15 protein-coding genes are annotated in these 18862 nt (G+C 72.2%); 4 read left to right on the top strand and 11 right to left on the bottom strand.

The window, feature by feature from the left end; all coding sequences use genetic code 11:
• The first annotated feature begins 2 nt into the window (after positions 1-2).
• On the top strand, positions 3-1895 hold the full coding sequence (gene typA, locus EJF31_RS13415) for a translational GTPase TypA (protein ID WP_125037506.1): 1893 nt from the start codon (positions 3-5) through the stop codon (positions 1893-1895).
• 54 nt (positions 1896-1949) lie between these two features.
• On the opposite strand, the gene EJF31_RS13410 is transcribed toward typA, so the two are convergent.
• Positions 1950-2906, bottom strand: coding sequence for a CAP domain-containing protein (locus EJF31_RS13410; protein ID WP_125037505.1), 957 nt, complete (start codon positions 2904-2906; stop codon positions 1950-1952).
• Between the two features lie 40 nt (positions 2907-2946).
• The gene (locus EJF31_RS13405; protein ID WP_125037504.1) at positions 2947-3576 is read right to left on the bottom strand and encodes a hypothetical protein; all 630 of its coding nucleotides are present in this window, start codon (positions 3574-3576) and stop codon (positions 2947-2949) included.
• 82 nt (positions 3577-3658) lie between these two features.
• Between EJF31_RS13405 and EJF31_RS13400 the strand changes: the two genes are divergently transcribed.
• Complete coding sequence (locus EJF31_RS13400; RefSeq protein ID WP_125037503.1) at positions 3659-5239, top strand: acyl-CoA synthetase; 1581 nt, start codon at positions 3659-3661, stop codon at positions 5237-5239.
• On the opposite strand, the gene EJF31_RS13395 is transcribed toward EJF31_RS13400, so the two are convergent.
• The 8 genes from EJF31_RS13395 to npdG all read right to left on the bottom strand — a co-directional run bounded on the left by EJF31_RS13395 (position 5196) and on the right by npdG (position 11726).
• On the bottom strand, positions 5196-5909 hold the full coding sequence (locus tag EJF31_RS13395) for a hypothetical protein (protein WP_125037502.1): 714 nt from the start codon (positions 5907-5909) through the stop codon (positions 5196-5198). The genes EJF31_RS13400 and EJF31_RS13395 overlap by 44 nt on opposite strands.
• Before the next feature lie 152 nt (positions 5910-6061).
• A complete protein-coding gene (locus EJF31_RS13390) occupies positions 6062-6820 on the bottom strand; it encodes an enoyl-CoA hydratase-related protein (protein ID WP_125037501.1) in 759 nt (252 codons plus the stop codon).
• Complete coding sequence (locus tag EJF31_RS13385; protein WP_125037500.1) at positions 6817-7500, bottom strand: dihydrofolate reductase family protein; 684 nt, start codon at positions 7498-7500, stop codon at positions 6817-6819. The genes EJF31_RS13390 and EJF31_RS13385 overlap by 4 nt, the downstream gene beginning before the upstream one ends.
• Positions 7497-7997, bottom strand: coding sequence for a hypothetical protein (locus tag EJF31_RS13380; RefSeq protein ID WP_260430827.1), 501 nt, complete (start codon positions 7995-7997; stop codon positions 7497-7499). The genes EJF31_RS13385 and EJF31_RS13380 overlap by 4 nt, the downstream gene beginning before the upstream one ends.
• A complete protein-coding gene (folP, locus tag EJF31_RS13375) occupies positions 7994-8857 on the bottom strand; it encodes a dihydropteroate synthase (protein ID WP_125037498.1) in 864 nt (287 codons plus the stop codon). The genes EJF31_RS13380 and folP overlap by 4 nt, the downstream gene beginning before the upstream one ends.
• On the bottom strand, positions 8854-9810 hold the full coding sequence (locus EJF31_RS13370; protein ID WP_125037497.1) for a glucosyl-3-phosphoglycerate synthase: 957 nt from the start codon (positions 9808-9810) through the stop codon (positions 8854-8856). Before EJF31_RS13370 ends, folP begins: the two co-directional genes overlap by 4 nt.
• Positions 9811-9831: 21 nt before the next feature.
• Entirely contained in the window at positions 9832-11052 is a 1221-nt protein-coding gene (locus EJF31_RS13365; RefSeq protein WP_125037496.1) for an acyl-CoA dehydrogenase family protein, read from the bottom strand.
• Positions 11052-11726 (bottom strand): NADPH-dependent F420 reductase, encoded by a 675-nt coding sequence (gene npdG, locus EJF31_RS13360; protein WP_125037495.1) that lies wholly within the window; start codon positions 11724-11726, stop codon positions 11052-11054. The genes EJF31_RS13365 and npdG overlap by 1 nt, the downstream gene beginning before the upstream one ends.
• Before the next feature lie 94 nt (positions 11727-11820).
• Between npdG and EJF31_RS13355 the strand changes: the two genes are divergently transcribed.
• Positions 11821-12444, top strand: a complete 624-nt coding sequence (locus EJF31_RS13355; RefSeq protein ID WP_125037494.1) for a TetR/AcrR family transcriptional regulator — start codon at positions 11821-11823, stop codon at positions 12442-12444.
• Here the strand turns inward: EJF31_RS13355 and EJF31_RS13350 are convergent.
• Positions 12441-13667, bottom strand: coding sequence for an MFS transporter (locus tag EJF31_RS13350; RefSeq protein WP_125037493.1), 1227 nt, complete (start codon positions 13665-13667; stop codon positions 12441-12443). The genes EJF31_RS13355 and EJF31_RS13350 overlap by 4 nt on opposite strands.
• Before the next feature lie 101 nt (positions 13668-13768).
• On the opposite strand from EJF31_RS13350, the gene EJF31_RS13345 reads away from it, so the two are divergent.
• Entirely contained in the window at positions 13769-18856 is a 5088-nt protein-coding gene (locus tag EJF31_RS13345; protein WP_125037492.1) for a BTAD domain-containing putative transcriptional regulator, read from the top strand.
• Positions 18857-18862 lie beyond the last annotated feature (6 nt).

Below are 18862 nucleotides of genomic sequence, written 5' to 3'. Positions count from 1 at the left end.
CCATGACTGGAAACACTCTCCGCACCGACCTGCGCAACGTCGCCATCGTCGCGCACGTCGACCACGGCAAGACCACGCTCGTCGACGCCATGCTCCGCCAGGGCGGCGCGTTCACCGAGCACCAGGCCGAGGGTGTCGGGGACCGGGTCATGGACTCCGGTGACCTCGAGCGCGAGAAGGGCATCACCATCCTCGCGAAGAACACCGCGATCCACTACGCGGGTGCCGCGGCCGAGGGCAAGCCGATGACGATCAACATCATCGACACCCCGGGCCACGCCGACTTCGGTGGCGAGGTCGAGCGCGGCCTGTCCATGGTCGACGGCATCGTGCTCCTCGTCGACGCGTCCGAGGGCCCGCTCCCCCAGACCCGCTTCGTGCTGCGCAAGGCGCTCAACGCCGACATGCCGGTCATCCTGGTCGTGAACAAGACCGACCGCGGTGACGCCCGGATCGCCGAGGTCGTCGACGAGACCTACGAGCTGTTCATGGACCTGCTCGACGAGCACCACAGCCAGGACGCGCTCGACTTCCCGGTCGTCTACGCCTCCGGCCGCGCCGGTGTCGCCGGCCTCGAGGCGCCCGAGAACGGCGAGCTGCCGGACTCCCCCGACCTCGAGCCGCTGTTCAAGACGATCCTCGAGACGATCCCCGCTCCGACGTACGACGAGGGCGCGCCGCTCCAGGCCCACGTCACCAACCTCGACTCCTCGCCGTTCCTCGGTCGCCTCGCGCTGCTGCGCATCCACCAGGGCCACCTGAAGAAGGGCCAGACCGTCGCGTGGATCCGCCGCGACGGCACCTCCAAGAACGTCCGCATCACCGAGCTCCTCGTCACCGAGGGCCTCGAGCGCAAGCCCGGCGAGTCCGCCGGCCCCGGCGACATCGTGGCCATCGCGGGCATCCCGGACATCACCATCGGCGAAACCCTCGCCGACCCGGAGAACCCGAAGGCGCTGCCGCTCATCCACGTCGACGAGCCGGCCATCTCGATGACCATCGGCACCAACACCTCGCCGCTGGTCGGCCGGGTCAAGGGCTCCAAGGTCACCGCCCGCCTCGTCAAGGACCGCCTCGACTCCGAGCTCATCGGCAACGTGTCGCTGCGGATCCTCCCGACCGAGCGTCCCGACGCGTGGGAGGTGCAGGGCCGCGGCGAGCTGGCGCTGGCCATCCTGGTCGAGCAGATGCGTCGCGAGGGCTTCGAGCTGACCGTCGGCAAGCCGCAGGTCGTCACCAAGGAGGTCGACGGCAAGGTCCACGAGCCCGTGGAGCGCCTGACGATCGACGCGCCGGAGGAGTACCTCGGCGCGATCACCGAGCTGCTGGCCGTCCGCAAGGGCCGCATGGAGCAGATGACCAACCACGGCACCGGCTGGGTCCGCATGGAGTTCCTGGTCCCCGCCCGCGGCCTGATCGGCTTCCGCACGGAGTTCCTCACCGACACCCGCGGCACCGGCATCGCCCACCACATCTCCGAGGGCTACGAGCCGTGGGCCGGCGAGATCCGCAGCCGCAACAACGGCTCGCTCGTCGCCGACCGCAAGGGTGCCGCCACGGCGTACGCCATGACCTCGCTGCAGGAGCGCGGCGTCATGTTCGTCGAGCCGACCACCGAGGTCTACGAGGGCATGATCGTCGGCGAGAACTCCCGCGCCGACGACATGGACGTCAACATCACCAAGGAGAAGCAGCAGACCAACATCCGGTCCGCCACCTCCGACAACTTCGAGAAGCTCATCCCGCCGAAGAAGCTCTCGCTCGAGCAGTGCCTGGAGTTCTGCCGCGACGACGAGTGCGTCGAGGTCACCCCCGAGACGGTCCGGATCCGCAAGGTCATCCTCGACCAGAACGAGCGGGCCAAGATCGCGAGCCGGGCCCGCAAGTCCAAGTAGTCCAGAGCTCCACACACCGACCCGTCCGAGTCCCTCGGGCGGGTCGGTGTCGTTTCAGGGCGTGAAGAGGCGTACGACGTACCGGTGCCTGGCCGGCCCGCCGCCCCGGATGTCCCGCACGACCACCGTGTAGGTCCCGGTCGCGCGGACCCCGGCCACCTGGAAGACCAGGGTCGGCTGGCCGTAGCCGACTTCGGGCGTGAACCGGGTGACCTTGAGCCGTGTCTTCGTCGTGGTGCCGCGCTTGACCACCACGGTCGCGTGCGAGAAGTCGGCGGCGGCGTCGCCCGACGACAGCGACCACCGGCCGCCCGGCTCGAGCGGGCCGGGGAACCACCCGCGCGTCGGCCACGCGACCCACGCCGGGTTGGTGTTCCGGTCGTCCGTCGGCCCGAAGACGTAGAGCGAGTTGGCCTGTGCCGTCAGCCCGTTGCCCATCGTGTCGACGTACGGGTTGAGCACCCACCGCCGGTGCCCGGCCGCGTGGTTCCCGGGGCCGGGGTCGTCCATGTAGAGCTGCACCGACTGGCCCGCGTGCATCTCCCCCGAGGTCAGGGCGATGTTGGAGTGGCCGGCGGCGTCGTGCCCGGTCTGGGTCCAGCACTTCCAGTCGGACGGCGGGTCGTGGCTGAGCGCGTCGTTGGCGTCCATGATGAGCGCCGCGGCCTGCGCCTGCCGGTTGAGCTTGCCGCTGAAGCCGACCGGGTCGAGCCCGGCCATGGCCCGCACGAAGTTCACCGACTCCAGCGTCGCCTGCTGGGCAGCGTCCGAGGGGTGCCCGGGCGTGCAGTCGTCGGTGGACCCGGTCCAGCCCGACTCCACGTCGAGGTTGGGCGCCATGCGGGTGTTCCAGGCGTCCCGGACCGACGCTTTCGACGAGGTGTCGATCGCTCCGGAGGGAGTGGCGGCGACCGCCGGACACGCACCCAGCAGCAGCCCTGCACCGAGAGCGAGGGCCAACGTGCGACGGACCATGGCAAGTCCGCGCACCCCGAGAGGTGTGGCAGCCACGCGCCCCACCGTAGGACGGAACGGGCCGTGCGTGAAGCCCCTAGCGGACCCGTTGCGCGTTGTCCCGCGCGACCGCCTCGATGGAGATCCCGGCGAACGCGATGGCCAGCAGCAGCACGAACGAGCGCGACAGCAGGTCGGGCACGAGCTGGCTGATGAACACCGACCCGACGTGCGCGAGCATCACGATCGGCACCCAGGTGGGCGTCGTACGTGCCCGGAGCAGCGCGATCGCAAAGAGCGTCTCGCCGAGGAAGAACGCGACGATCCAGCCGTAGAGGAAGATCGCCAGCCCGGTCTCGTGCGCGAGGTCCTCGATGCCCTGGTCATGGATCGCGCCGGTGACGACCAGCGAGTGGAAGAAGACCATCAGCATCGCGTAGCCCGCGGTGCCCAGGAACCCGACCGCCAGCACCACGGCCGAGATCATGCTCAGCTGGCGACCCCGGCGCTCGAAGAGCGTGAGCGCGGCCGGCAGGCCCAGGGTCAGCGCGACCGAGGCGAGGAAGTAGATGGACGCGACGGCCATCCAGCGACCGCCGTCCTGCTGCACGATCGTCAGGGTGTCCGTCGTGCCGCGCGTGCTCGGCATGATCAGTGAGCCGAAGGTCAGCGCCATCGCGCCTGTCAGGAGGGCGGCGGCCGACACCGGTACCCAGTCAGAGCGCATGGCACCACCGTAGGGGTACGGCGGTCCACCCGTGGCATCTTGCCCGGTTGCCGGGGGTTCGAAGGGCCTTAGGGTCGGAGCCATGACGACCGACGACCTCGTCCAGCAGGCCCGGCAGCAGTCCCTCGGCGACCTCCCCCGCCGCACGGCGCGACGGTTCCCCGGCAAGACCGCGATCATCGACGGGGCCACGACCCTCACCTTCGCCGAGCTCGACGCGACCGTCGACCGGGCCGCGGCGGCCATCACGGCGGCCGGCCTGGTCAAGGGCGACCGGCTGGCGCTGCTGTGCCACAACTGCTGGCAGTTCGCGGTGCTCGACTTCGCCGCCGCCCGGGTCGGGGTGGTGCTGGTGCCGGTGAACTTCATGCTCGGCGCCCACGAGATCGCCTTCATCCTCGACAAGAGCCGCGCGAAGGCGTTCGTGGTCGAGGACGCCCTGCTGCCGGTGGCGACCGAGGCGCTGGCCGCGTCCGGGCGCGACGTGCCGGCGCGGGCCGTCGTACGCCTCGCAGGGTCGGCGGACGCGCTGCCGGACGGATGGGTGGACGCCCAGGACTGGTTCGACTTCGACGGCACGCCGCCGCGGGTGCACGTGGCCGACGACGACCCGGTGCGGATGATGTTCACCTCCGGCACGGAGTCGCGGCCCAAGGGCGCGCTGCTGTCGAGCCGAGCCCTGATGTGGCAGTACGTCTCGTGTGTCGTCGACGGCGGGATGAGCGCCGACGACGTCGAGCTGCACACGCTGCCGCTCTACCACTGCGCGCAGCTCGACTGCTTCCTCGGCGTCGACGTCTACCTCGGCGCGACGTCGGTGATCCTGCCCGGCCCGAACCCCGCGGCGGTGCTGGCCGCGATCGAGGAGCACCGGGTCACCAAGTTCTTCGCCCCGCCCACGGTCTGGATCGGGCTGCTGCGCGCCCCCGGCTTCGACGCGGCCGACCTGTCCTCGCTGCGCAAGGGCTACTACGGCGCCTCGCCGATGCCGGTGGAGGTGCTCAAGGAGATCCAGCAGCGGCTGCCCGACGTGGACCTGTGGAACTTCTACGGGCAGACCGAGATGTCCCCGCTCGCCACGATCCTCGGGCCCGACGAGCAGCTCTCGCACGCCGGCTCGGCCGGCCGCGCCGCGCTCAACGTCGAGACCCGGATCGTCGACGACACCGACGCCGACGTACCGCCCGGCACCGTCGGCGAGATCGTGCACCGCTCGCCGCACGCCACGCTCGGCTACTACGAGGACGACGACAAGACCGCCGAGGCGTTCCGGCAGGGGTGGTTCCACTCCGGCGACCTCGGGTACGTCGACGAGGACGGTCGCCTCTACGTCGTGGACCGCAAGAAGGACATGATCAAGACCGGCGGCGAGAACGTCGCCTCCCGCGAGGTCGAGGAGGCGATCTACCTGCTCGACGGGGTCGCCGAGGTCGCCGTCTTCGGCGTCCCGCACCCCACCTGGGTCGAGGCGGTCACGGCGGTCGTGGTGCCCAAGCCGGGCGTGACCCTGACGTCCGAGGCGGTCGTCGAGCACGCGCGGTCGGTGCTGGCCGGCTACAAGACGCCCAAGTACGTCGTCGTCGCCGACGCCCTGCCCAAGAACCCGAGCGGCAAGATCCTCAAGCGCGAGCTGCGCGACCGGCACGCGGGTCTGGCGGGATAGCCCGCCTCCAGCACAGGACCCCGGTCCACAGCATCCAGATCCAGAACAGCGGCACCGCGATGCCGAGGGCGTCGGCGGCGGAGCCGGCCGTGGGCGCCGCGGCGGCCAGGCCCATCAGGGTCCCGCCGACGCCGGCGACGAGCCCGACGCCGCACAGCACCCGCGGGAACAGCCCGGACCACCACATTGCGCCGGCCGAGCACAGGATCGCGACGCCGAGCGGGCCGAAGACGGTGCTGTTGAGCACGACGGCCGCCGCGTCCAGGCCGCGCACCACCTCGGGCGACCCGTCGTGGTCGAGGTACCATGCGCCGCCCGCGGTCACGGCGTACGTCGCCACCTCGAGCGCGACGCTGAGCGCCATCGCCGCCACGGCGAAGTCCATGATCCGCTGCGGGTGCCCCGAGTCGGCCAGCGCCGCCCGGATGCCGAGGACGAGCAGGACCCGCCCGAGGAGCACGACGCTGAACCACCCCGCGGCCCACCCCCAGGACGTGGCGACCCCCGAGTAGGACGAGGTGACGTGGGCGGTGGACGCGTCGGCGCCCAGGGGTGCATCGATGCCGGCGGCGATGATCGCCACCCACTCCAGGAGGTAGAGGACCGAGCCCACGAGGACGAGACGGTTGCCCACGAGGACCGGCCGCCCGGTGACGGGAATCGCGGTCATGGCCCCATGGTGCGGATCCGGGCCGGCGGCGGCCGGGGGCGTGCGGGAAATTCCTCCAGTTGGGGGCTGGGGCGCCCCGGAGGGATAGTCCGTCACCTTCTGGTTGTGGATATCGACTTTCCACAACCAGAAGGTGACGGACTATCCCGACCTCACGCGAACCGCGGCTTCTCCTTCGCCACGAACGCCCGAACGCCCTCGGCGAAGTCGGGGCCGGTGTAGACCTCGTGCAGCAGGGCCTCGTCGAAGTCCGGGTTGGCCTCGAGCAGGCGCGCGCGGGCCAGCAGCTGTCGCTTCGTGGCCCGCAGGGTCACCCCCGACGCGTGCCGCAGCCCGTCGACGACGGTCGCGACCTCGCCCGAGAGGTCGTCGGTGACGGCCATGAGCGCGCCGACGGCGTACGCCCGGTCGGCGTCGCAGAGCCGTGAGGTCAGGAGCATCTCGCGGGTGATCGACTCCCCGAAGACGGCCGCGCAGCGGTAGACGATCGAGGAGGAGAGGGCGTTGCCGAGGGTGCGCGCGATGGGATAGCCGAACCGCGAGTGCCGCGTCGCGATCCGCAGGTCGCAGTGGGTGGCGACCGCGAGCCCGCCGCCGACGCAGACCCCGTCGACCGCCGCGATCGTGACCTGCGGCAGCGCGAAGAGCGCCTCGAGCAGCTCGCGGATCCAGGTCTCGTACTCGACGGCGTCGGCCGAGAGGAAGTCCGTGATCTCGTTGCCCGCCGCGAACGCCCGCCCGCCGGCGCCGCGCAGCACCACGACCTTGACCGACGTGTCGTCGCGGAGCTCGGCGCACAGGTCGCGCATCCCGGCGTACATCGCGGTCGTGAAGGCGTTGTGCCGGTGCGGCCGGTCGAAGGTCACCTCGACGACGCCGTCGCCGCGCTCGACGCGCAGGTCGTCGGTCACGGCGTGACCAGCCAGCGGCCGAGCAGGGTGCCGTCCTCCTCGAGGAGCGTCGCCAGCTCGAGGTGTACGTCGATCTCCGGCCCGTCGGTGATCCGCGGGTGCGACCCGGCCACCATGCGCGGCACGAAGGTCGCCGTGAGCTCGTCGGCGGCGCCCTGCGCGACCAGGTCGCGGAGCAGGTGCGGACCGCCCTCGGACAGCAGGTGGGTCAGGCCGCGCTCGGCAAGCCGGGCCTTGAGGTCCGAGAGGTCGACGCGGTGGCTGCCGAGCACGTGGACGTGGTCGTTGCCGAGGAGGGTGCGGGCCTCCTCGAGGTGGTCGGCGGCCGCGCAGGTGGCCATCTGGACGAGGCCGGGCCCGGCGCCCCGCAGCTTCTCGGGCACCTCGGCGTGCCGGCTGACCACGACGGTCGGCTTGTCGGCCGGCCGGTAGCCCTCGATCCGCGCCGTCCCGGCGCCGACCACGATCGCGTCGGCGAGCCGGCGCAGGGTGTCGAAGACGCGCTTGTCGGCGTCGTTGTTGATCGAGCCGCTCTTGCCGGAGTCGCCGGTCGCGGACCCGTCGACGGTGCTGACCATGTTGACGCGCAGCCACGGCGTGGACGGTGGCGCGTAGACCTCCGCGAGCTGCTCGTCGGTCAGGTCCCCGGTGCCCGCGTGCGGGCCGATCAGTGCTCTCATCGTTGCTCCCCCTCGGTCTGCCAGCTCATCACCCAGTACTGCACGCCGAACGGGTCGTCGGCGTAGTGCACGGTCGGTCGGTCGTGCCCGGGCAGCAGCCCGGCCAGCTCGCGGAGGCCGGCCACGTCGGCCCACAGCTCGGTCGCCAGCGTCTCGTCCAGCGCCGCGAGCGCGTCCGCGTCGTTGGCCAGCAGGGCCCGCTCGATCGCCGCGTCGAACGCCGCCGCCCGCTCGTCGAGGTGCCCCGGCGCCTTCTCGGTCCGGCAGGCCGACCCGTTGGCGACGACGAGGTAGTCCCCGCGCACGGTGTCAGATCGACCGCACGCCACCAGCAACGACTCCCCCACCCGCACCCCCTGCGGCGTGCCGACGACGCTGACCGGCCCGTCGAACGAGGAGACGGCATCCAGGCACGCAGCGCGCAACGGAGCGACGGGGTCGACGAGGCCGGCGTACGACGGCAGCAGGGCCAGCACGCCCGGCACGAGCACGATCACTGCAACCCCCGGATCGCCCGCGCGGGCGGTCGTCGACCCGCGATCGTCCATGCCATGTCGACCACCTGGCGCGTCTCGACGACCTCGTGCACCCGGTAGATCCGCGCGCCCTCGAGAGCGCAGATCGCGGTCGCCGACAGCGTCCCGAGCAGCCGCTCCCCCACGGGCAGGTCCAGCGTCTCGCCGACGAAGTCCTTGTTGGACAGCGACACCAGCACCGGCCAGCCGGTGTCGACCATCTCGCCCAGCCGCCGCGTGACCTCGAGCGAGTGGAAGGTGTTCTTGCCGAAGTCGTGGGCCGGGTCGATCACGATCGACGACCGGGAGACACCAGCGGACAGCGCACGCGACGCATAGGCCACGGTGTCGGCGATCGCGGAGGCCACCACGTCGTCGTACTCGATCCGGTAGGGCCGGGTCCGCGGCGTGACACCGCCGGTGTGGGTGCAGATCAGCCCGGCGCCGTACGACGCCGCCACGTCGACCAGCTCCGGGTCGGCCCCGCCCCACGCGTCGTTGAGGACGTCGGCCCCGGCCTCGCACGCGGCTGCGCCAACCGACGCCCGCCACGTGTCGACCGAGATCACCAGGCCGGGGTACTCAGCACGCACCCGCGCCACGAAGTCGACGACCCGGTCGCGCTCCTCGGCCTCGTCGATGAAGACGCCGGGCGCCGCCTTGATGCCGCCGATGTCCACGATCTCCGCACCCTGCGAGACGACCAGGGCGACCCGCTCGAACGCCTTGTCCTCCGCCCAGGTCGCGCCCTTGTCGTAGAACGAGTCCGGGGTGCGGTTGACGATCGCCATCATCAGCGTCGCGTCGTCGGCGAACGCGTGCCGGCCCAGCTGCAACGTCATGCGAGGGACCCCGCCAGGAAGCCCGCGGCCGGCGGCCGCTCGCCCACCGCCACGACCCGGTCGACGGCTTCGATCGCACCGGGCGCCCCAGCCGAGGCCGGGTGGTACTGACGCAGCACGACGTCGCGGTGGTCGAGGCTGTCCCGCGACCCGCGGCGCAGCGCGGCGGCGGCCATGATCTGGGTCGCCATCGCGCCGAGGTCGCGCAGCGCCTGGTGGCGGTGGGCGCGACGCCCGAGGTCGACCTGCGCGATCGCATCGATGCCCAGCGTCGCGGCGGTGTCGGCCAGCGCGGCCAGCTCCACGGCGTACCCGGTCGGCACGCGCAGCTTCTCGAACAGCGACCGCCGCACGGCCCACTCCCCCGCCAGCGGCTGCACGAGCCCGCCGAGCTCGGGGAAGTCCAGCGCGATCAGCGGCCGGGCGACGAGCTCGGTGACCCGGCCGCCCTCATAGGCAGCCACGTCGGAGCCGGAAACCAGCGGCCGCTCGTAGAAGCCCTTCACCAGGGCCACGTCCGGACGCGTCAGCAGCGGCCCGAGCAGCCCCGGCACGAAGTGGGTGTCCCAGTCGAGCAGGTCGGCGTCCATGAACACCACGACGTCGCCGGTGGTCACGAACAGCGACTTCCACATCGCCTCGCCCTTGCCGGGCACGGACCCGAGGTCCGGCCGGATCTCGGAGGAGCGGTGCACGACGGCCCCCGCATCGGAGGCCACGGCGTAGGTGTCGTCGGTGGAGTCGGAGTCGATCACCACGATCTCGTCGAGCAGCTGCACGGTCTCCACCAGCGCCGAGCGGACCCGCGTCACGACGTCGCCGACGGTCGCGGCCTCGTTGCGCGCGGGCACCACGAGGCTCACCGTCGTCGACCCCTTGGCCGCGAGCAGCGACTCCAGCGTCCAGTCGTCCCAGTGGTGGGTGTTGCGGTCGAACCACGCCTGCCCACTCATGGCCGCGACACTATCCGGCGCTCAGAACCTGAAGAGAGGCTCCCTGCCCAGCTCGGCACGGGCCAGGGTGGTCAGGTGCACCTCGTCGGGTCCGTCGAAGAGCCGCATCGCGCGGTGCCAGCCCCACATGGCGGCGAGGGGTACGTCGTCGGTGACGCCCATCCCGCCGTGCACCTGGATCGCGCGGTCGATGACGGCCAGCACCGCACGCGGCACGGCGACCTTCGCCTCCGCGACGAGGTGCCGGGCGGCCTTGTTGCCTTGGGAGTCGATGACGTGGGCGGCCTGGTGGCACAGCGCGCGGGCCTGGTCGAGCTCGATCCGCGACTCCGCGATCCGCTCCTTCACCGCGCCCTGCTCGGCCAGCGTCTTGCCGAAGGCAACCCGCTCCTGCACCCGCGCGACCATCAGCGCCAGCGCCCGCTCGCCGGCGCCCAGCGCCCGCATCACGTGGTGGATCCGGCCGGGGCCGAGCCGGGCCTGGGCGGCCGCGAAGCCGCCGCCCTCCTCGCCCAGCAGGTTGGTCACCGGCACCCGCACGTCCTTGAACTCCGTCACCGGGTGGCCGTGCTGGTCCCAGTGGCCGAAGACCGGCACGTTGCGGCCGACGGTCACGCCCGGGGTGTCCCGCGGGACCAGGACCATCGACTGCTGCCGGTGGGTGGCGGCGGACGGGTCGGTCTTGCCCATCAGGATGAACAGCTCGCACCGCTCGTCGGACGCGCCGGACGTGAACCACTTGCGGCCGTTGATGACGTACTCGTCGCCGTCGCGCACGATCGAGGTCTCGATGTTGGTCGCGTCCGAGGAGGCGACCGCCGGCTCGGTCATCGCGAAGCCGGACCGGATCTCACCGACCAGCAGCGGCGTCAGCCACCGCTCCTTCTGCTCGGCGGTGCCGATCAGGTGCAGCAGCTCCATGTTGCCGGTGTCGGGCGCCTGGCAGTTCATCGCCTCGGGCGCGATCTCATTGGACCAGCCGGACAGCTCCGCGAGCGGGGCGTACTCCAGCTGGGTCAGCCCCGACTCCGAGGGCAGGAAGAGGTTCCACAGGCCCCGGGCCTTCGCGGACGCCTTCAGCTCCTCGACGACCGGAGGGAGCGTGGTGTCGCGCTCGCCCCTCTCGGCGCGATAGGCGGCGTACGACGCCTCCGCGGGGAAGACCTCGTCGCGCATGAACTCGACGAGCCGGGCGTGCAGGTCGAGGGCCCGCTCCGAGGGCTCCGGCATCGCGACGTACATCAGACGTCCGTGACCCGCAGTCCGGAGTGCGCCTTGTAGCGGCGGTTGATCGAGATCAGGTTGGCCGTGAACGCCTCGACCTGGTGGGCGTTGCGCAGCCGGCCGCCGTAGATGCCGCGGACACCCGGGATCGTGGTGCAGAGGTCCTGGACCAGGTCGGTCGCCTCGCGCACGTCGCCCAGCACGAGCACGTCGGTGTCGACCGACTCGACGGCCGGGTCCTCGAGCAGCACCGCGGAGACGTTGTGGAAGGCGCCCACGACGGTGGAGTCGGGCAGCAGCGCCTCGGCCTGCTGGGCGGCGGAGCCCTCCTCGACGTGCAGCGCGTAGGCGCCCTGCTTGTCGAAGCCGAGCGGGTTGACGCAGTCGACGACGACCTTGCCGGCCAGCTCGGAGGCCAGCGACTTGAGCAGGTCGCCGTGACCGTCCCACGGCACCGCGACGACGACGATGTCGCCGGCGCTCGCGGCGCCGGCGTTGTCGGCACCGGTGACGGTGCCGCCGACGTCGGAGGCCAGCGCGGCGGCGGCCTCGGCCGCGCGCTCGGCGGACCGCGAGCCGATCACGACGGGGAGGCCGGCGGCGGCGAACCGGCGGGCGAGGCCACGGCCCTGCGGGCCGGTGCCACCGAGCACGGCAACGGTGGTGCCGGCGAGCGAGTCAGGAAGCGTCATGCCGACACTGTCGCAGGAACGACCAACCCCCGGCACACGCGGTCGCACCGTGGAACGCGCGCGCTGACCGGACGTTGGTGTTCTAATCGGAGGGATGACCGATCCCTTCCACGCACCCAGACCTGCACGTGGGCGCCCCCGCAAGGAGGGCGCCGAGCAGCGCATCCTCGAAGCGGCGCTCGAGGAGTACGCCGAGCGCGGCTGGTCCGGCTTCACCATGGACGCCGTGGCCCGACGGGCCGGCGTCGGCAAGTCGACGGTCTACCTGCGCTGGAGCGACAAGGACTCGCTGCTCACCGACGCGGTCACGACCCGCTCCCAGGACATCGAGCAGGTCGACACCGGCTCCCTCCGCGGCGACCTCGAGCGGCTTGCCGCCAACCTGTTCCGCTACCTGCTCGACCCGGCCGGCTGGGCGACGCTGCGGATGGCGATGGAGGCCGCGATCGCGCCGACCCCGCTCGGGTCGTTCACCGAGGTCGTGAGCGGGCAGCACCTCGGCGCCGCGGGCGAGATCGTGCAGACCCACCTCGAGGCCGGCACGCTCCCCACCGACGCCCCGGTCCGCACGCTCGTGGAGTGCCTCTACGGCGCGGTCATCGTGCAGGCGCTCAGCCTGGCCGGCGACGACCGCAAGCTGACCGACGAGGACATCGAGGAGCGGGTCCGCCCCATCGTCGACCTGGTCCTCGACTCGCTGCGCACCGCGCAGCCCTAAACCGCCACCAGCTCCGCCCGCCGCAGCTCCCGCACCGACCGGCTGCCGAGCGTGGCGAGCGCGATCGCGGCGTACGCGATCCCACTGATCACCAGCACCTCCTTGAACCCGAACGTCACCCCGAGCGCCCCGTAGGCCAGCTGCCCCACCGGCATCGCGATGAGCGACCCGAGCGCGTCGTAGGAGTAGGCGCGCGAGAGCATCCGCTCCTCGACGTGCTCCTGCATGGCGAGGTTCCAGCCGAGGTTGAACACCTCGATCCCGGCGCCGGCGACGAAGGCGCCGATCACGACCGGTACGACGGCGTGCGTGGCGCCGAGCAGCACCAGCGGCAGTGCCAGCGCCGAGATCGTGAGCATGCCGACCAGCAGCGGCCGCTCGAGCCGCCGCCGCAGCATGATCGCCGTCGTCAGCAGCAGGCCGACCGACTCGGCCGACAGCGCGTAGCCCCAGCCCTTCGCGCCGATCGTCTCCTTCGCGACCGCCGGGCCGAGGGTCAGCCAGGCGCCGGCGTGGATCGCGTTGAGGAACGCGAACGCCAGCACGACCACCCACAGCCAGGTCGTGCTGCGGAAGAACGTCCAGCCCTCCCGCAGCTCGCCCAGCGTGGTCGTCTCCTCGCCGGTCCGGATCCGCGGCGGCACGGACACCCGCGCCATCAGCACCGACGCCAGCGCCCAGGTGATCGCGTCGACCGCCAGCGCCCAGCCCGCCCCGGCCCCGACCACCAGCCACGCGGCGGCCGTTGGGCCGAGGACGCGCAGCGTGCCCCGGGCGACCGCCTGCAGGACGTTGGCCTGCTGCAGCAGCTCGCGCGGCACGAGCTGCGGGAGGAGGCCGGCGTACGCCGGGAAGATCAGCGCCAGCGCCGTGCCGTTCAGTGCCTCGAGCACGATCAGCATCCACAGCTCGGCGGTCCCGCTGATCACGAGGTACGCCGCCAGCCCCTGCGTCGCCGCCAGCACGAAGCCGCCGACCTGGAGCAGCAGCGCCCGCGGCAGCCGGTCGGCGAGCACGCCCCCGGCCAGCAGGAAGACCACCATCGGGATCGTGCTGGCCGCCAGCACCGCGCCCAGCGCGCTGGGCGAGTCCGACACGTGGAGGACCGCGAACGCCAGCGCGACCGGCGCCATGGTGTTGCCGACCATGTTGACGGCGCTCGAGGCGTAGTACCACCGGAAGTTCTGTTCGCGCAGCGGTGCAAGCGCCGTCCCCCGGTCCATGCGGGACAACCTAACGTCGGGTATCCGCGAGCGCAGTCCGGTTTCGCGTCAAGCAACCCGTGTTAGATGGTCCAAGGCGTCTGCACAGCGCGGAGGCGGGCATGGAGCTGCGCGTTCTCGGTCCTCTGGAGGCGGCCGAGGACGGTCGCCCGGTGCGTCTCGGTGCCCGATTGCCCCAGGTCGTGCTGGCCGTGCTCGCCGTCCATGCGCCGCACACGGTCACCAGGGACGCGCTCATCGAGCAGGTCTGGCCGCACGACCCGCCGAACACCGCGGTGAATGCCCTGCAGATCTACGTCTCGCAGGTCCGCAAGGCGATCGGGAAGGAGCGGATCCGCACGACCGGCGCCGGCTATGCCCTGCACCTCGATCGGTCAGAGCTCGACGCATGGCGGTTCGCCGACCTGCTCCGTGACGGAATGCGCTCCCTGGACGCGGGCGAGGCGGTCGAGGCAGCGGAGCGGCTCCGCGCAGCACTCGCCCTCTGGCGCGGAACCGCCTACTCCGGCCTGGACACGAACGCGCTGCTGGCCACCGAGGCCGGGCGGCTCGAGGAGCAGCGACTCATCGCCCTCGAGGCGCGGATCGAGGCCGACCTGCAGTGCGGCCGGCACGCCGAGCTCGTCCCCGAGCTGGAGGCGCTGACCCGCACCCATCCCTTGCGCGAGCGACTGTGGGCCCAGCTGATGCGTGCCCTCTACGGCGCGGACAGGCAGGCGGACGCCCTGGAGACGTTTCGCCACGCACGGGACATCCTGCGGGACGAGCTCGGCATCGACCCCGGGCCCGAGCTGCAGGACCTGGAGCAGGCGGTGCTGCGCCACGACGTGCACCTCCGGGACGCGGTCGCGCCCGCGCTTCCCCCACTCCCCGCCGCCCTGGCGGCTCCGGGCCCCACCTTCGTCGGTCGCGACGCCGACCTGGCCTGGCTGCTCGCGGCGCTCGACCGCGCGGCGGCCGGCGAGGCGGTCACCGCCCTCGTGCAGGGCGCATCGGGGAGCGGGAAGACCCGGCTCGTCGCCGAGCTGGCCAGGGTCGCCCGCACCCAGCGGACCACCATCACCTACGCCCGGGGCCTCGAGGGGCTTGCGACCGCCGACGAGCGCCCCTCCGCGACGGACGAATCCGTCGACTCGACCCGGCTGGTGGTCCTCGACGACATCGCCACGCTGCCGTCCGCCGCCTCCCCCGTGCTCGCCCGGCTCCTCGAGACGCCGTCCGCGGGCACCCTGACCGTGTTGTGCCTCGCTCCGGAGGAGGCCCCGTTGCCGGTGCGCGTGGTCCTGGCCCGCTGCGAGAAGGACCGGCGTCTCGTCTCACGCACCCTCGGCGGACTCGCGCTCGACGACATCCGTCACGTCGCCCACACCTACGCCCCCAAGGCGGCTGAGGACGAGATCGACGACTTCGCCCGCTCGGCGCCGACCGACCCGCAGTCCGTGCACGAGGCCGCGAGTCAATGGGCCACGAGCCGCGCCGGCGCCCGCCTCACCGCGGCTGCTGCGAACATCCCCGATGCCGCGGCCCGCATGCGCGACAACCACGACACCGCGGTGACGGCGCTGCTCGAGGTGCGGCATGCCCAGGACCTGCGACGGGCTCACGAGGGTCTCGACCGGGCGCTGCTCACGCCGTACCGCGGCCTGGCGGCCTACCAGGAGGGCGACGCGGCCCTGTTCTTCGGGCGGGAGCGGGTCGTCGCTGATCTTCTGGTGGACCTCCTACGCACTCGCTTCCTGGCACTGGTCGGTCCCTCCGGGGCGGGCAAGTCGTCGATCGTGCGGGCGGGAGTGGTCCCGTCACTCCGGGCAGGGGCGCTGCCCGGGAGCGAGGGGTGGCACATCGAGGTGCAGACCCCCCTGGCGATCTCCGAGGGCGCCTGGCATCCCCCGGGCACGGGAGGGCGCCTCCTCGTCGTCGACCAGCTGGAGGAGGTGCTCACCGCCCTGCCGCCACCGAGCCGGGTCAGGTTCGAGCAGCTCCTCCTGGAGGCGTTGGACTATCCCGGGACCCGGGTCGTGGCCACCCTGCGGTCCGACTTCTACCCACGCCTGAGCGAGCTGCCCCGGTTTCGCGCATGGTTGGGCGAGGGCACCGTCCTCCTCGGATCGATCGGACCGACCGAGCTGCGGCAGATCGTGGAGCAACCGGCCCTGGTCGCGGGTCTGCAGCTGGAGCCCGGCCTGGTCGAGCAGGTCCTCGCCGACACCGGCGAGCTGTCGGGTGCGCTGCCCCTGCTGTCCACGGCACTTCTCTCACTGTGGGAACACCGCGACGGCGACAAGTTGACGCTGCGGTCCTACCGAGCCTCCGGCGGGGTTGCCACCGCCATCCGACGCGCCGCGGAGTCCGCGTTCTCGTCCCTCACGGCGGACGAGCAGACGGCCGCCCGTCGAGTTCTGGTGCGCCTCACAGACCCGGCCGAGTCCGAACGCTACGTACGTCGTCGCGCCCCGGCCGCGGAGCTGGCGCCGCCCGGCGACGCTGCCGCGGCTCGAGTCGTCGAGACCTTCGCCGGCCATCGACTCCTCACGGTCGACGCGGCCACTGTCGAGGTGGCGCACGAGTCGCTCTTCACCGAGTGGCCACGCCTCCACGACTGGCTCCGCGAGGACGCCGAGGGGCGTCGGCTCCGCCGGGAGCTCACGCCGGCCGTGACCCGCTGGGCCACCTCAGGTCGACAGCCGGGCGACCTGTACCGAGGGCCCCGGCTGGTCGCGGCCGTCGACTTCGCCGAGGCACACCCCGGCGACCTCACCCCACCGGAGCAGGAGTTCCTCCGGGCGAGCCGGGACCTCGACGAGCAGGACCGCGTACGGCGGGCGCGCAGCCTCCGCCGGCTCCGTGGCCTGGCCGCCGGGTTGGCGCTCGCCGTCGTCGCGTCGGCACTCGCAGCCGGGCTCGCGCTGCACCAGCAGCACCGCGCCGACGCGCAGCGGGCCGCCGCCCAGGCCAGCGCCCTGCGCGCCGACTCGCGACGCGTCGCCGCCCAGGCGCTGGTCGAGCGTCAGCCCGACACCGCCCTGCTCATGGCCGCTCAAGGGCTGCGGCTGGACACCAACTCCGACACCCGGGCGACCATGCTCACGCTCCTGCAGCGATTCGCGCCCCTGACCGCGGTCCTTCACCCGGGCGTCGGGGCGGCCTGGCACATCCGGGTGAGCCCCGATGTCCGGCTCGCGGCCGTGACGTCGGTGGTGGGTCGGACCGGAACCGCCCTGATCGACCTGCGCAGCCACGCGACCCTCGGGGTGGCGCCGGGGGCGGGAGTGGGCGAGTTCAGCCCTGACAGCCGGTTCCTCGCCCTGGTCGAAGACCGGGAGGTCCACGTCTACGACACGACCAGGCCGCTGGACCAGCAGGAGCCGCGCGTGGTGCGGGTGCCTCGCCCCTCGGGCGAGCTCGCCTTCGTCGACGAGGATCGCCGGCTCGTCGCGGCCGGATACAGCGGCGACTACCGCCACCTGAGTCTGGACAGCTGGCCGCTCGTCGGCGCGGGACGCCCGACGCACCTCGCCACCGTGGCGGCACCCCCGGACCGGACCCGGGACAACATTCCGCTGGGGGGCCTGGCCCACCCGAGCATCGAGTCCTTTGCGATCTGGAACCCGACGCCCGACGGCGGGCTGTTCGCCGTGCCGAGTCCCCTCACCGCGCACGAAGGTGACCAAGGTCGAGTCGTCGGAACGGTGTCGATCACCCCCAGCGGGTCCGTTCATCGCTCAGAACCGCTCAGGATCCCGCCCGCCTCGGGCACGTGGTCGACCTTCGCGCTCCGGCCCGACGGCAAGGTGCTGGCCACCCAGACGGACAGCGCTCTGGTCCTCACGACAGCGAGCACCGGTCGCACGCTGGGTGTCTACCACCACGCGACGGAAGCTCCCGGTCACCTCACCTGGTCACCCGACGGTCGGTACCTCGCCTCGGCCGGGCTCGGAGGCACGTCGATCTTCACCGGCCACCCCCTGAGGCTGGTCCAGGAGCTCCACGGTCACGACGGTGAGGTGACCGACGTGGGCTTCAGTGCCAGCGGTACGTCGTTGTACACCTCGGGGGCCGATGGCCAGCTGCTCACGTGGGATCCAGGGGTGACGGCCCTGTGGCACGCCCTGGGCCGGGGCGTAGCCATCGGCGACTCGATCGCCATCCTCTTCACGGTGCCTCCCCGTGGGGAAACGATCCTGGCGACAAGGGTCGACGGCCCGCGGACGGAAGTCCGCCTGTGCCCCCGGAACGACCCCGCGTGCACGTCGGGCACGCCGATCCACATCGTGGGTCAACTGGGTCGGGCGAGCAGCGACCGCGAAGGCACGCGGTTCCTCGTGGATGTCTCACCCCATGGGTCCCACGGGCCGCCGGTCTGGCACCTGCTCGACGACTCCGGTCGTGACACGGAGCTGACCGCCTCCGGCGTACGCGGCACTCGCTCGTTGAACCTCTCCCGGAGGGCAACCTGGACGAGGGCCCTGCTGACTCCCGACGGTCAGCACATCGCTGCCCGGCTGGCGGACGGCACGCTGGGCGTGTGGACGACGGATCCGTTCCGCCTCTCGCGCCGTGTCTCGCTCAGAACCGCTCCGCCTGCCCCCGCGGGCGCCACCACGCAGCCCCCCGGCCTCGTCGGGGTCACCACGGATTCACGACAGCTGGTGGTCGTCGACGGCCTCGGGCTCTACCTCGTGGACCTCACCACCGGGAAGTTCACGATGCCCCCGGAGCAGGGACCTGGAGGGCGGATCACCGCGTTCGCGCTGTCCGACGACGGCGGCCGAGCCGCCACCGGCTACAACGATGGACGCGTGCAGGTGTGGTCGACCTCGGACTGGGCCCTCGAGCCCTTCAGCCTCGAGCCACACCGCACGGCTGTGACGTCCCTCGCGTTCGCGGGCGACGAGCTGCTGACCGCGAGTCGCGACGAGGTGCGTATGTTCGACCTGTCCAGCCCCGCGCCCGCCACCGAACGGCTCACCGCACCGCCCTGGGCAGCCGAGCTGGAGATCGCTTCGCCCGGCCCGGGACGCCTGCTGGGCTACGGCCCCGGAATGGCGGGGCCGTTCGAACCGGTGACGTGGCAGATCGATCCCGCCACCCTCGTTCGCCGCGCGTGTGAGGTCGCGGGTCGTGACCTGACGGCGAACGAGTGGCGGCGGGTCCTGCCCGGCCGGGCCCAGGTGTCCACCTGCTCGTGAAGGAGC

Source organism: Nocardioides sp. LS1, assembly GCF_003865225.1.
Taxonomy (GTDB): domain Bacteria; phylum Actinomycetota; class Actinomycetes; order Propionibacteriales; family Nocardioidaceae; genus Nocardioides; species Nocardioides ginsengisegetis.
Note: the sequence above shows the minus strand (reverse complement) of the source record. Positions and strands in the feature narration are given on the sequence as shown.